The sequence below is a fragment of the Tenuifilum thalassicum genome, from assembly GCF_013265555.1.
In the GTDB taxonomy this organism is placed as follows: domain Bacteria; phylum Bacteroidota; class Bacteroidia; order Bacteroidales; family Tenuifilaceae; genus Tenuifilum; species Tenuifilum thalassicum.
The window spans coordinates 2,784,350-2,800,324 of record NZ_CP041345.1 but is presented as its reverse complement, the minus strand read 5'-3'; the positions used below and the strand labels follow the sequence as shown (position 1 = coordinate 2,800,324).

Annotated in this window: 6 protein-coding genes and 1 tRNA gene; 3 read left to right on the top strand and 4 right to left on the bottom strand. The window is 38.8% G+C overall.

Going from position 1 to position 15,975, the window contains the following annotated elements:
• Positions 1–7: 7 nt before the first annotated feature.
• Positions 8–5,515 carry an alpha-2-macroglobulin family protein gene (locus tag FHG85_RS11615; protein WP_173076070.1) on the top strand — a complete coding sequence of 1,836 codons (5,508 nt, stop codon included), beginning with the start codon at positions 8–10 and terminating at the stop codon, positions 5,513–5,515.
• A 19-nt stretch (positions 5,516–5,534) separates the two neighbouring features.
• Positions 5,535–7,874, top strand: a complete 2,340-nt coding sequence (gene pbpC / locus FHG85_RS11610; protein WP_173076068.1) for a penicillin-binding protein 1C — start codon at positions 5,535–5,537, stop codon at positions 7,872–7,874.
• A gap of 42 nt (positions 7,875–7,916) precedes the next feature.
• Here pbpC and FHG85_RS11605 read toward each other — a convergent pair.
• The 4 genes from FHG85_RS11605 to FHG85_RS11590 all read right to left on the bottom strand — a co-directional run bounded on the left by FHG85_RS11605 (position 7,917) and on the right by FHG85_RS11590 (position 12,196).
• Positions 7,917–7,989 (bottom strand) — tRNA-Gln (locus FHG85_RS11605).
• A 71-nt stretch (positions 7,990–8,060) separates the two neighbouring features.
• Positions 8,061–9,755: a glutamine--tRNA ligase/YqeY domain fusion protein gene (locus FHG85_RS11600; protein WP_173076066.1), complete on the bottom strand. Its 1,695-nt coding sequence runs from the start codon at positions 9,753–9,755 to the stop codon at positions 8,061–8,063.
• A gap of 250 nt (positions 9,756–10,005) precedes the next feature.
• Positions 10,006–10,374, bottom strand: a complete 369-nt coding sequence (locus FHG85_RS11595; RefSeq protein WP_173076064.1) for a response regulator — start codon at positions 10,372–10,374, stop codon at positions 10,006–10,008.
• A gap of 196 nt (positions 10,375–10,570) precedes the next feature.
• On the bottom strand, positions 10,571–12,196 hold the full coding sequence (locus tag FHG85_RS11590; RefSeq protein ID WP_173076062.1) for a fibrobacter succinogenes major paralogous domain-containing protein: 1,626 nt from the start codon (positions 12,194–12,196) through the stop codon (positions 10,571–10,573).
• A gap of 466 nt (positions 12,197–12,662) precedes the next feature.
• Between FHG85_RS11590 and FHG85_RS11585 the strand changes: the two genes are divergently transcribed.
• Positions 12,663–15,974 (top strand): SpoIIE family protein phosphatase, encoded by a 3,312-nt coding sequence (locus FHG85_RS11585; protein WP_173076060.1) that lies wholly within the window; start codon positions 12,663–12,665, stop codon positions 15,972–15,974.
• Position 15,975: the final 1 nt, after the last annotated feature.

Sequence of the window (15,975 nt, the reverse complement as noted above, 5' to 3'; positions counted from 1 at the left end):
ATCGATCATGAAAAACAAAAGAAGTCCTTTCCTTAGACTTATTGTGATATCCTTAGTAGGAATTGCATTAGTCACCTCATGCAAAAAAAAGTCAAAAGAGATAATTACAGTAGTTGATCCAACCTTTAGCCAATACGTTTCGGCCTACACTTCTGGAATGGTATCGGCAAATTCAACCATAGCGATAAGGTTAGCAAAGCCTGCATCATCGTTCACAAGCGTAGGCGATGAGATAAAAACAAAGGTGTTTAATATCTCACCAAGTGTCGATGGGAAAGCATTCTGGGTCGACTCACTTACAATTGAGTTTAAACCCGACAAGCCTTTAAAATCAGGCGAAATATACACTATTAGGTTTTACCTTGGCAAGGTAACTGATGTGGACGATAAAAGATTTGAGAACCTGGACTTTTCCATTCGTGTTATTCCTCAATCTATAGCAGTCGATTTTGTCGGTCTAATTGTCCAAAGTGCCGATGAGCCAAAAACATATGCCCTTGAAGGGGTTGTTCAACTTGCCGACTATGCAAATGTTGAGAGTATTAAAAAATGCTTCAAGGCAAGCCATAATGGACAAATGCTCGACATTGAACTCGAACAAACTGATTTGAAAACTTACAACATCAGTATTAAAGGTATAAAAAGAACTAACAAAAAAAGTATTGTTGACGTTACCTGGAATTCAGAAGAAATTAACGGAAGCAATAGTGGAAGTTTTAAATTCGACGTACCTGCAATAGATGAGTTCTCGGTTATCAATACAAAGGTTACACAATCGCCAAATCAATCCATTCAAATTTTATTCTCCGATCTTTTAGATGAAAATCAAGATTTTGAGGGTCTGGTTGAAATAGATGGTTATACTAACCTTCGGTTTGAACTTGATAGGAATTTGCTACGCGTATACCTCCCACAAGAAACTCAAGAGGTTGGCGAAGTTAATGTACATAAAGGCATCAAAAACTTTGAGGGTAAAAAGCTCGAAGACGATTACACTCAGAAGTTCATTTTTGAAGACATTAAACCTTCGTTACGGTCGGTAAGTAAAGGGACTATCCTTCCCACATCACAGGGATTAGTCTATCCCTTTGAGGCTGTTAACTTAAAAGCGGTAACCGTTGAGGTAATTAAAATATTCGAGAACAATATTCCATACTACTTACAAGTAAATCGGTTAGGTGAGACTTATGAGCTACGAAGGGTTGGCTACAGCGTTTTTAGAAAAAACATATCATTACTTGAGTACGGAGTAGTTGTGCCCAATAAATGGACCCGCTATACACTAGACCTTAGTAATTTTTTTGAGGCCGATCCAGGGGCTCTATATCAAATAAAAATAACATTTAATAAACATCAGCTGCTGAACCCATGCGAAAGTGATAAAAGTGAAGTAGATGACATGAGTTCATCGGATGAAGTTTATGATGATTATGATGATTACTATTATGATGAGGACTACGACTGGCGAGAACGCGACAATCCTTGCAATCCAGCCTACTACATGAGTTCTAGGATGATAAACCAAATCATCATGTCGTCCGATTTAGGTGTTCTTGCAAAAATGGGAAACAATGGGAAAATGCTTGTAGTTGTCACCGACTTACCCTCAGCTAAGCCAAGGTCAGATGTTACTATCAGAATTACCGATTACCAAAATCAGCTATTAGCTGAAGATAAAACTAACTCCGATGGGTTTGCCGAATTCTCTCTTTCGCGCACTCCATATTTGGTAACAGCTATCGATGGGAATCAAAAGGGTTATTTAAGGGTTGATAATGGCTCATCAAACTCTTTAAGCAACTTTGATGTTGGTGGTTTTGAGGTTCAAAGGGGGCTTAAAGGAATGATTTACGGAGAACGTGGTGTATGGCGCCCTGGCGATACGCTTCACTTGTCGTTTATACTTGAAGATAAAGAGAAGACTATACCAGAAAACCATCCGATCATTTTTGAACTTCGCGATCCCAGAGGAACAATGGTCAAAAAGATTGTGAAACCCAATAACCCAATGGGAATGTTTTACTTCCCTGTCCCAACCGACGAGCAAGCCCCTACTGGCAATTGGATGGCAAGAGTAAAAGTGGGAGGCGCAATTTTCAACAAAACGCTTAAAATAGAAACCATTAAGCCCAATAGGCTTAAAATAAATCTTGACATTGATAATATACCACAATCAGGAGTAATAAGTGCACCAATAAATGTAAAATGGTTACACGGGGCACCTGCCGGTAATCTGAAAGCCAAGTACGAAGTTACACTCAAAAAAGGAAACGCTACATTCCCAAAGTATAGCCAGTACACCTTCAACGATCCTGGCATTCAGTTTGAATCAAACAGCTATACGCTCTGGGAAGGTATGCTTGATGCAAATGGGAACTCAACCGTTACTGGCAAAATTACCAAGCAAAGGAATATGCCTGCTGCAATTAATGTACTGTTCAAGGGACGCGTTTTTGAACAGGGAGGTGATTATAGCATCGACCTATTTTCTAGAACCTTTTACCCTTACAATAGATTCGTTGGTGTATTGGCACCTAAGCCCAAACCTGGCATGGGTTGGCTCGAAACCGATTCTGACCAGGAGTTTAAAGTTGTTACAATCGATGCTAATGGCAAACCAGTAAATTGTAATAACCTTGTTGTAGAACTTTTTAAACTTTCGTGGCGCTGGTGGTGGGAACAGCTCGATAATAGCGATGCGAGCTACGTTAGTAGAAACTATGAAAAACTTGTTAGCAGAAAAGAAATTGCTACAAAAAACGGTAAAGCAACCTTTCCGCTACGAATCAATTATCCAGAATGGGGACGCTTTTACCTGAAAATCACTGACAAGGAAACTGGTGTTAGCTGTGGTAAAATTGTATACTTCGATTGGCCCTGGGGATATAGCAAAACTCAAGCCGACCGTCCAGGTGGGGCTTCTATCCTAGCATTAGCCATTAATAAGGACGAGTGCAATGTTGGCGACAAAGTACAGCTTACATTTCCAGGTTCAGAAGGATCTAGGGCTCTAATTAGTGTTGAAAATGGCTCCAGAGTAATTAAAGCATGGTGGGCCGATGCTTCAAAAGCAAATAATGTTGTAGAGGTTGAAACAACACCCGAAATGGCTCCAAATGCTTTTATTCATGTAACCCTGATTCAACCCCACAAAAACAAATCCAACGACCTGCCTATCCGCATGTTTGGTATTACCCGAGTAGCAGTTACCGACCCGCAAACTATTCTTCAACCTATCATCGACATGCCCGATGAGCTCAAAACCAATCAAACCTTCACTGTCAGTGTAAGCGAGAAGAATGGTAAGCCAATGAATTTCACCCTAGCAATTGTAGACGAAGGTCTACTTGATATCAATCGATTCAAAACTCCCGACCCGCACTCTATATTCTATGCTCAAGAAGCATTAGGAGTAAGAACTTGGGATATTTACGACTATGTTATTGGAGCCTTTGGTGGCAAACTTGAAAGAAACATCTCAATTGGAGGTGACGAAGATGTAAAAGTTCAGGAGGGCGAGAAAAACCAACGGTTTAAACCAGTGGTACGATATTTTGGACCATTCTCCTTGGGAAAGAAAGATCGCAAGAAGATTTCAGTCAACCTTGGCAATTATATCGGGAGCGTAAGAGCCATGGTAGTTGCTGCCAATAATGGAGCATATGGTAATGCAGAAAAAGCCTGCCCTGTTCGAAACGACTTAATGGTTATGGCCACTCTTCCAAGGGTTTTAGGACCTCAAGAAGAGATTAGCTTACCTGTAAATATCTTCACCATGTCCAATAAGGTGAAAGATGTTTTAGTTAAAGTAAAAACAACACCAAATATTAGCATAGTAGGGGAAGCACAAAAGCCCTTAAGTTTTAGAAAGGAAGGGGAAAAGATGGTTTATTTTAACCTTAGAGTTGGCGGAAACACAGGAAATGCTAAAATAACCATTGAAGCTACTGGTAATGGAGCTAAAGCATACCAAACAATTGACATCAACATACGCAATCCTATTTCTGAAGTAACACGTAGCATTGACACAATAGTTCCAGCAAATTCAAAAGTTTCTGGTTCATTTAACACATTTGGCATACCTGGCAGCAATTCTGCGACAATTGAAGCCTCTATCCTCCCCCCTCTTAACCTAAAACGAAGGCTCGATGAGCTTATTCGGTACCCTCATGGGTGCGTTGAGCAAACAACTTCGGCTGTATTCCCACAGATTTACCTCGACAAGCTAATAGAACTTACATCCGGCCAAAAGGGTGATATAAACTACTATGTAAACGAGGCCATTGCCAAACTATCAAAACTACAGAATACTGTTGGAAGTTTCCGGTACTGGCCATCATATAATTACAGCGACGATTGGAGTACCAGCTACGTTGGCCATTTCCTAGTTGAAGCACAGGAGGCTGGTTTTAACATCCCTCAATCAATTTTAAGTAACTGGCTAGCATACCAACGAGGTGCAGCTAGAGAATATAGGCACACATCGAACAGCTACAGGAATTCTGATTTGGTTCAGGCCTATAGGCTTTACACTCTGGCTTTAGCACAATCACCCGAAATTGGTGCAATGAATAAGCTCAAAGAACAGAGTCTTGGTTTGGCTGCTAAGATGCGACTAGCTGCAGCATACGCCCTTATTGGACAGGCAGAAACAGCAAAATCGATTATTCAAAACACTCCAATAAAATTTGATCCCTATAGAGAGCTAAGCTATACGTATGGTTCAGATTTACGCGATAAAGCCATTACTCTTGAAACCTTAATTCTACTCAACGACGAAACTAACGGTTTCCGTTTGGCAAAAGAGATAAGTAAAAGCCTTTCTGGAAACAGATGGCTTAGCACCCAAGAAACTGCAACTTCTCTTCTTGCCCTTTCAAAAATGTCGCTAAACTATAAGGAGGATGGCAAGGTGAACGTACGTTACACAATAAATGGCGAAACCGAAAAGCTATCTACTAGTAAACCAATTGCTAGGAACGAATTAAGCATAAAGGATGGAAGCAACACATTTACCTACGAAAACCGTTCATCCAAACCAGTATTTGTAAACATTGCTCTTTCAGGAATACCTCCGCTTGGCGAGGAGAAAGCCTTTGAAAGCAATATTACAATGAAGGTTGTCTACAAAGACAATGGGGGGATATTGCTTAATCCTGAACAGTTGAAAAAAGGAACGGATTTTATCTGCGAAGTTTCCATATCGAATCCTGGCACCAAAGGAGAGATTAAGGGGTTGGCATTAACTCAAATCTTCCCATCGGGATGGGAAATACAAAATACCCGACTTGAAGGAACTGATGATATGTCGTCAAACAAATTTGATTATCAAGATATTCGTGACGATCGGGTTATCACCTACTTTGGTTTAAGACCAAATGAAACTAAAAAGTTTACCATTAAACTTACAGCAACTTATGCTGGAAAGTTCTATATGCCAGGACCATACTGCGAAGCGATGTACGACAACTCAATAGCAGCACAGCAAAAAGGAGGCTGGGTTAAAGTGGAATAGTTAAACATTTGCCTTTTTCATGAAAATTGATTACAGAAGTACTTATATAAAGTATATGCTTGCAGGAGTTTTACTCCTGCTTGCCTTTTTATTATTTGTCAGACCTGTTCATTTTAAAGCTTCAACCTCAACAGTTTTGTTAGATAGGAATGGACAGCTACTTTCGGCTACAGTAACCGACGAGGGAATGTGGCAATTTCCGGCACCAGACTCTGTACCTTTACGTTTTGCAACTTGCCTTTTACAATTTGAAGACGCATACTTTTACTACCATCCTGGGTTTAACCCGGTATCACTTGTAAGAGCTGCTATACAAAACATCAGAAAGAATGAGATTGTAAGCGGTGCAAGTACAATTACCATGCAGCTGGTTCGTTTATCGCGAAAAGTAAAGCCAAGGACATATCTTGAGAAAGTAATAGAAATAGTTTTAGCGTTTCGGACAGAACTTGCCTATTCCAAAAAAAGTATTTTGGCAATGTATGCTTCGCATGCACCATTTGGGGGCAATGTTGTTGGTTTAGATGCTGCAGCATGGCGATACTATAACACGAGCCCCAACAATTTAAGTTGGGCCGAAGCAGCAACTCTTGCTGTACTTCCTAATGCTCCTGGACTTATCTTCCCTGGCCGAAACCAGCACCTTTTAAAAACCAAACGAGACTTTCTTCTTACCAAACTTTACAAAAAAGGTATCATTGATAAGCAAACCTACCAACTTTCATTACTTGAGCCTCTTCCTAACCCAACCAATAGGTTAAAGCAACGCGCCACACACCTACTAACCCGATGTATAAAAGATGGATTAAAAGGAAGAATCATTCATTCAACCATTAACCTTGAGTACCAAAATAATGCCACTCAAATAGCCAAACGTTACTATCGGCATTTTTTGGCAAATGGGATAAGAAATCTAGCCATTCTGGTTATAGATAACAAAACTGGCGAGGTGCCTGTTTACATTGGGAATATTTTATCCAACAATCCAAATTTTTCATCTCGAGTTGATATTATTACCTCGCCCCGTAGCTATGGAAGTTTACTAAAACCATTCTTATATGCGTACATGCTTTCGGAGGGGCTTTTACTTCCTCGACAATTAGTAAAAGACGTACCAATAGCAGTTGCAGGATTTGCACCCAAGAACTTTAGCAAAACCTTTGAAGGAGCAGTAAACGCAAACGAAATAATTTCTCGTTCATTAAATGTACCATCGGTTATCCTATTAAAAAAGTATGGTATTGAGAAGTTTTACAACAATATCAAAAGAACAGGTTTGCGAAGCATTAACAAACCACCATCCCATTATGGGCTATCAATAATTCTTGGCGGAGCCGAATCAACCATGTGGGAATTAGCAAGAGCATATTCTGCTCTTGCACGTTCTGCCATAAACGATTCGTTACGAAAAACCTTTATCTCATATACCCTGAACACTAAATCCCAAAAGTCAGATACTTTCGATGCACACGGAATAAGTGCTGGAGCAGCCTACTTAACACTCCAAGCTCTTACAGAATCCAAAAGACCAGGGGAAGATGGGACGTGGCGCAATTTTATAGCTTCTCAAACCATTGCCTGGAAAACTGGCACAAGCTATGGATTTAGAGATGCTTGGGCTATAGGGGTTACTCCAAAGTATACTGTTGCCGTTTGGGTTGGTAATGCCGATGGCGAAGGTCGTCCTATTCTAATTGGTGCTGCTACGGCAGCCCCTGTTATGTTTGATATCTTCTCAATCCTTCCATCATCAAGCTGGTTATCACCTCCTTACTACGATTTAAAAACCGTAACGACATGCAAAAGGACGGGTATGCTTGCTTCAACAAATTGTAATGATGTTATTGATGAACTTGTCCCAGCAGTCAAAACTAAAACGCTACCCTGCTTTTATCACAAAAAAATTTTCTTAGACGAAACCGAAGATTACAGGGTAAATCGAACGTGTTTCCCTGATAAAAATATTAAAGATACATCTTGGTTCATTCTTCCACCTGCCCAGGAATGGTTCTATAAAAAAACACATTTCGATTATACCCCTCTACCCCCATTACATCCTAAGTGCAAAACTCAGGATGACTTAACAAAAAATATCGACCTAGTTTATCCATACTATGGAGCCGACATATACATTCCCATTGAAAATGATGGGAAACGCGGTCAGGTTATTTTAAAAGCAACCCACCGCAAACCTGAATCGACCATTTACTGGCATCTGGATAACAAGTTTATAGGCGTGACACAAAACGTTCATGAACTGGCAATAAGTCCAAAACCTGGTAGCTATGTGTTAACCTTGGTGGATGAAAATGGAGAAGAATTAAAACGAAGAATCAAAATAATCGGAGAGGTGAGATAAAGACTATTATGTTAAAAGGCCACTCTTATGAGCGGCCTTTTGTTGTCCTGCCAGGGGTCGAACCTGGACTCTTCTGATCCAGAGTCAGACGTGTTGCCAATTACACCACAGGACAATTATCTTCTGCAAAGATAAAAGCTATTTTATTAAATTGTCAACACTAGTTAAATTTTTTGAAACTTCTATCTACTTGCCTGCAATTTTCGCCCAAGTATCTTTAAGTGTAACAGTACGGTTAAAAACTAGATGATCTGGAGTAGAATCATAGTCGACACAAAAATAGCCAAGCCTTTCAAACTGGAATTTGTCTAAATGCTTAACATCTTTAAGTGCAGGTTCCACATAGCCTTCAATCACTTTTAGTGAATCGGGGTTAATGTTAACCTTCCAATCCTGACCCTCAGGGACGTTATTGGGGTCGGGGGATGAGAAAAGTCTATCAAACAAGCGAATCTCTGCTTTCACAGCATGTGTTGCCGAAACCCAATGCAAAGTCCCCTTAACCTTTCTACCATCGGGAGACTGGCCACCTCGCGAAGCAGGGTCGTATGAACAACGAAGTTCAACAATTTCTCCATTCTCATCTTTGATAACTTCATCGCATTTGATAAAGTATGCATACCTAAGCCGTACCTCTTTACCAGGTGCTAAGCGGAAGAACTTTTTGGGTGGGTTTTCCATAAAATCGTCACGCTCAATATATATTTCGCGACTGAATGGCACCTTTCTTTTACCAGCCGACTCATCTTCTGGATTATTAACTGCCTCAAGCTCTTCAACTTGTCCCTCAGGGTAATTAGTAATAACTACCTTTAAGGGGTTTAGCACAGCCATACGCCGCTCGGCACGTTTATTCAAATCCTCGCGTACACAAAACTCAAGTAGCGACAAGTCTATAACGTTATCGCGTTTTGCTACTCCCACCTTATCTGCAAAGTATCGTATAGATTCTGGAGTATACCCCCTTCTACGTAAACCAGAAATCGTTGGCATGCGAGGGTCATCCCATCCCATTACGATTTTTTGCTGAACCAGTTCAAGCAGCTTACGCTTGCTCATAACCGTATAAGAAAGGTTTAGCCTTGCAAACTCATATTGTTTTGATGGGAAAATGCCAAGTTTTTCAATAAACCAATCGTACAGTGGGCGATGCACATCAAACTCTAGCGTACATATTGAATGGGTAATCTTTTCAATGGAGTCGGACTGGCCATGAGCATAATCGTACATGGGGTATATGCACCATTTATTACCTGTCCGATGATGCTCGGCATGTATTATACGATACATTATTGGGTCGCGCATCAGCATGTTTGGGTGCGCCATATCAATTTTTGCACGTAACACCTTCTCTCCGTCATTAAACTCGCCTGCACGCATACGGCGGAAAAGATCAAGATTCTCCTCCACGGAGCGGTTTCTCCAGGGACTTTCTTTGCCTGGTTGGGTAACAGTCCCCCTGTTTTTTCGAATTTCCTCTTGAGTTTGGTCGTCAACATAGGCTAAGCCTTTCTTGATAAGTTCTTCGGCCCACTCATAAAGTTGCTCAAAGTAATCGGAAGCATAAAATTCATTTGCCCATTCAAATCCCAACCAGCGAATATCTTCTTTAATAGAGTTAACATATTCTACATCTTCCTTTACAGGATTTGTATCATCGAATCTCAAATTGGTTTTACCACCATACTTTTGGGCTAAGCCAAAGTTCAAGCAAATAGACTTAGCATGACCTATATGCAAGTAGCCATTTGGTTCTGGAGGGAATCGGGTTAATACCTTCCCACCATGTTTACCTGCCTTAATATCTGCTTCAATAATCTCTTCTAAAAAATTTTTTGGCCTTTCGCCACTGTCGCCAATAGTCAATTCGTTTTCGGTCATTGCTTTTAATTTAAAACTCAACCTACAAAAATAGAATTTTGTTTTGAATAATTCGCACCTCAATAATTAATTAGTGCGCACCTGGTAAAGTGTTATTGAAGAGACTCTTAATGTAGAGCAGAAAATATATGCATTACACAATAAGGAAAAGTATAAGGTTTAATTGCTAATCAGGAAATACTTTATAATCTTTTTGTTATAAAACTTAATAAATCAAACAAATAGATGGTTAAATTTTAATATAGACTATTCATCCAACTTTGCTAAATGCCATATCAAGGACCTTAAGCATGTCATCCTTTTTCCATGGTTTCATTATATACCTAAAAACGAGCTCTTCGTTAATAGCTTTAAGCATAGCCTCCGACTCCATGAATGCTGTTAATAGGATGCAAACTTTATTTGGGGTTTCTTTTTTTATCTTTTCAATAAATTCAATACCATTCATTTTAGGCATCTTCAAGTCAGATACTATCACATCAATCTCTTCATTTTTAAGTATCTCTAACCCTTTTTCAGCAGAATCTGCCAAGATTACCTCAAAGTCGTTACGAAAGTTAATCCTAAAGAGTTCTAGGTTTATCCTCTCATCATCAACGTATAGCACCTTTCTTTTCATCAGCAAAAGAATGTTTTGTAGGCAGCTAAGTAAAATAATTCAACTATAATTCAAAAACTTTTCCTAAAGATTGATACCGTCGAATTTATTAACTAACCCTTACTGTCCATAAACTAGCAAATTCTTGAAAGCAAAAGTTACTAAAGGGGCATATCAAATAAAAAAATGGGTGCCAATTTCGGCACCCAAATTATGACTAATTATCTTTAACACACCTTACAGGATATGCTGGGTCTCCGCTGCTTACATTTTGCACCTGGACACTACCCAAGGATGAACTAAAAACAACATAGCTAGTTTGTCCAGAAGGATTTACCCAAAAATAAGCGTTCATTCCTACCTCTTGCCCATACCAGCTACTAGTAGCCGCTGAGCGTATAATAACACCAGCACCACGAGCAGAGAAACCTGTTTCATTTGTAGCATAGGTTACAGGATCGGATACAGGGTCCCAATTATATATACCATTTAGAACATCTTTATAAGGTTCCGACAATTTCTTAAACAAAACCGCTGAGTTAGTAACATACTCAGGCCCACCAACAAAGGTGAACAAAGCGGACCAGTCTTCAATCGTTGGAACATGCCACCCAGTTGGGCAAACATTTTTTGCTGAAATAGCTGAAACTAAATACATGTGTCCAAATACAATAGTAGAATCTGGCTTTGTTAGTTTATAGTAAGTTGCAGGATCAATTGGTGTCCCATCAAAATAGCTTGAAGTGCGTAAATTCTCAGCCATCCATACCTGTTGACCAATTTTTACTGTTTTATAGGTATTTCCATCAACATCTGTAAGAGGAGCATCGGCCACCCCCACGCTTGTTAACACATCGCCAGCAACCATCATGTTGCCATACGATACCATTGTATTTGCCACGTAAGTTGAATCTGGTAAAACTTGAAAATAGTATCCTGGTAATAGGCTCTTACCCGTCGATAAACCTCCAACAGCAAAACCACCCTTTGCACCTTTTATATTTGAATTTTCGAAGAACACATTTGTCTCTTCTGGTTTTACAGTTAGATAAATGGCAGTATCCGACTTTGTTGTTGATAGGCCTCCTACAGCAAAGCCTCCTTTTGCCCCTTTAACAGAATTATTGAAATATATACTCGTATTTGATGGATTAACAGAAAAGTAGTAATCAGGCGAAGCTTTTGTAGTAGATAACCCCCCAACAGCAAAGCCTCCTTTTGCACCTTTTGCACCTTCTTCTTCAACATAGAAACGCACACCCGACTCATAAACTGCCATAACCACTTGCCCTTGGGAATTAGTTACAGTAAAGATTGGTTTTTCAGGATCATGGTTAGCACCTGGAGCTATGTTAACTGAGCTATCGCTAACTGAAATTCTTGACGAAGCAATCCATGTATCCCCATTAGAATATGTTGTTTGCCCAGGTTGACCAATTGTTGAAACTCCATTTTTTGCCATAAGAGCATAAGGAACTGAAACCAATTGCGATGTTCCTAACGAAATGAAATCATTTTGGTTCTGCGTTTTAACAAGGATTTCTATAAACACCTCGCTATCCCAAGGAATATCAACAAAACTTCCACTTACAGGGTTACCATCGCCTAAAATAATGGATACTATACCCTGTTTGTTAACATCTACATTATGAGTCTCAGCATAGACAACATTTCCATTCAGCGATGCAACTCTGAAATTGATCTTTAGATCAACATTCTCATCTGCTATTACAGTACCATCTGCATTTCTCAAAACAGCCTGATAGGCAATTTTTTGAGGAACTTGTCCCATTCCCATTACACTAATCAACAGTAGTGCCACGAATAATTTTATTGATTTCATGATAAATAATTTTTTAATAACCTACAAGTTATAACTTTTTAGAGTAAAAAGTCAAGTAATTTTTTACAAAACAACAACTTCCTTAAAACGCTAATATTTAAAAATAAGCGGAATTTTATATTTTATAATAATTCAGCAATACAGCATAGACCCAAAACTGAAACAAATTACAGTTTGTGAAAGCAATCATTATTAAGAATTTAAAACATTAAATTGGATGAAAATATTTGAATACATTATCACAAAATCAAACTTGACTAATACATGTATGCATTTAATTGTATAGGATGAATCAGAAAAATTCTGTGATAACAATTAAATGAAAAGCACTACCAGACGTGTCATTAAGCCACAAACAAAATTATAACATCGGTGTTTTTTATGATAAGTAATACAAGTTTCATTAAAAAGCGATACTATATAAACGTTTTTTTAATATCTTTATCAAAGTTGAAAAAATAGATTCATGGCTAAACGACTACTTCTCATACTACTTATCATTTCACCATATCTGGTAACATCCCAAGTATTTAATCAGTATGGTAATCCACTAGTTTCAAATTACACGCCCGAAACTTATGGTGGAAATGAGCAGGTTTGGTGTATCACTCAAGATGATAGAGGGGTAATGTATTTTGGAACAAATGATAATGGGATTTTAGAGTATGATGGAAAAACTTGGAATATTATATCAGTACCCGAAAACAAATCGGTGCGATCTCTATGCAAAGGCGAGGATGGTGTAATTTATGTAGGCTCACTTGGTGAGTTTGGCTTTTTACAACCATCAATGTCGGGAAAGTATGAATACACCTCACTTTCAAATAATCTTAACGATTCTATTCGCAATAATTTAGGATATATTTACAAAACTTATTCTAAGGATGGTAAGATCTACTTTTGTTCGACTAAGTATATCTTTATTTACGATGGGGTAACGGTGAAACCTGTTTCGCTTGGCGACCCTGCTGAATTTGCAAACTTCTTTACTCTTAGGGCCAACAACAACTTTTTTATTAATAGTTACCTTAAAGGGCTAAGGAGTTTTGATGGAGATAGCACAATTCAGTTTGTACTTGGCGGTGAAAACTTTATTCAAAAAAATGTTTTTTCATTGGTATCACTTGATAGTAACAGCTTATTGTTATTTACCGATAAAGGTTTTTATACCTACTTTCAAGGAAATGTTCAGTCAGTTGACACCCCCACACAATTGGCTCGTACAATGGAAAAGGAGTCAGCAATTCCTTATAATGCTATTAAACTACAGAACGGAAATATTGCTCTTGGCGTAGTTCAATCGGACTGGCTCGGCGCTGTAGAGTTGTCACCAGACTTAGTTCCAGTTAGACTTGTAAATCAAGAGACCGGGATGCATGCTGGGCAAGTTTCTGACATTTTTCAGCATGCCGACGCTCCCCTTTGGGCTACCCTTTACGATGGTGGAATTGCTAAAATAGAACTAAATTCCGCTATAGGCAGATTTGGCTCCGAAAGCGGTTTGTCAGAAATAATTATCGACATTATTAAGTATAATAATACAATATACCTAGCCACCTTTAATGGTGTGTTTTACATAGATTTTGACAGCAAGGGAATACCAAAAATAAAACCGGTTAAAGGGATAAATGGCAATGTTTGGGCATTAACTATTTTTAAACCAACAAAAAACAAATCTATTTTACTGGCTGGCAGCTATACTGATGGAGTATTTGAAATAAGAGGTAATAAAGCAACAAACATTAGTAAAGCTTTAATTGAACGACTTGGCTTAACCAAACAAATTCAACATGTCTGTTTTTCACTATACCAATCACAAATTAATCCTGAAAGGTTATACATTGGGATGAGTTCAGGCGTTGCCCTGATGGAATGGGAAAATGGTTCTTGGAAAAGCACAGGATATATTAACCGTGCTAAAATTAATTTTGAAATAAGATCTATTGTTGAGGATAGCATGGGCAATCTCTGGTTGGCAACTGCATCTTCTGGAGTTTACTCCATCTCTCCCGATTTAAAAAACGTCAAACTTTATGGTAAGGAAAACTTCTCTGGCTTACAGAATCTGCAGTATATTACCCTAATGAGCAGAAACGACTCCCTTTTTGCGTTTACTGCTAATGGCATTTATCATTTTAACTACTCAATAAAACAATTTGTACCAGGAGGTTTGATTGGGAAAAAACTTTCTAACAGGAACGGGATTTACAAAATGGTGGTACTACCCAATGGGTATGCGGCCTCCTGTTATAATAATGAGAACCTTAATTGGATTGAAATATTTGAAAAAGACTCTTCGGGAAATTGGACAACAAAGAGTAGAGACTTAAAACGTCTTCCCAACAAATGGGCAGATGCAATTTATGCCGACAAAGATGGAACTTTATGGATTGGCATATCGAAGGAGTTATATGTTTTTAACCCTAATGTTAACCGCAGTTGGGATGCTCCATTTAGAGCATTAGTTCGGAAAGTGGTGTCTAAAGATTCTATCTTGTTTGATGGTGCATTTTATCGCCAAGACTCTTTGCGTCGAGTTTTATCGTTACAACAACTTCCCTATCAGGTACCCAAACTTGGATACCATCACAATGCCATGATTTTCAGCTTTGCTGCCCCATTCTTTGAGAAGGAAGAGAGCATTCTATACAGCCATTATCTTGAGGGTTCCGATGAGAAGGGATGGAGCCCTTGGGATAAAAAAGCAGAAGCCACATATACAAACCTGCGTGAGGGAAAATATATTTTCCACGTAAAGGCACGAAATATTTATGGCGATGAAAGTATAGAAGCAACCTATGCTTTTGAAATAATGCCGCCATGGTATAGAACAATTCTTGCTTTTATATTCTATTTAATCCTATTTGTATTTTTAGTTTGGGGAATTGTTAAATGGAATACGAGAAGGCTTATCGCAGAAAAAGAGCATCTCGAGCAAATAGTTAAAGAGCGTACTGCCGAGGTAGTTGCACAAAAAGAAGAAATTGAACAGCAAAAGGAGAGGATAGCTGCTCAAAACGAGGAAATTACAAGTAGCATTCAATATGCTAGCCGTATTCAGAAAGCATTGCTAACACCTAAACATCAGGTGGACAAAATTTTCCCTGAGAACTTTATCCTTTACCTCCCTCGCGATATTGTAAGTGGCGATTTTTACTACATAATACAAGTTGGCAACCTAAAGATTGCTGCTGTTGCCGATTGCACAGGGCATGGAGTACCTGGAGGATTTATGAGCATGTTGGGCATCTCTTTCCTAACCCAAATCATTGGCGATAATCCTAAACTTAAAGCAAGCGAAATCCTAAACGAGCTTCGCAGAATGGTTATTGCTGCTCTTCATCAGACAGGAGAAATTGGTGGGAGTAAAGATGGAATGGATATCGCATTGTATATTATCGATGAAGAAACTCAAATGTTACAGTTTGCTGGTGCAAACAATCCATTAATTCTAATTAGGGATAATGAGGTTATTCAAATAAAGGGAGATAAAATGCCAATTGGCTTCCATCTGCGCGGCGAAGTCCCCTTCACTAACCATGAAATAGAAATTAAAAAAGGTGATGCTATTTACACCTTCTCCGATGGATATGTCGATCAATTCGGAGGTCCTGATGGCCGCAAGTTTATGATTAAGCATTTTAAGGAGTTACTTCTTAAAATACATCACAAACCCATGAGCGAACAGCACCAAATTTTAGACGAAACTCTTAAAAATTGGCATGGCGACACCCCACGCATTGACGATGTTGTTGTAATGGGTATTAGAATTCTATAGC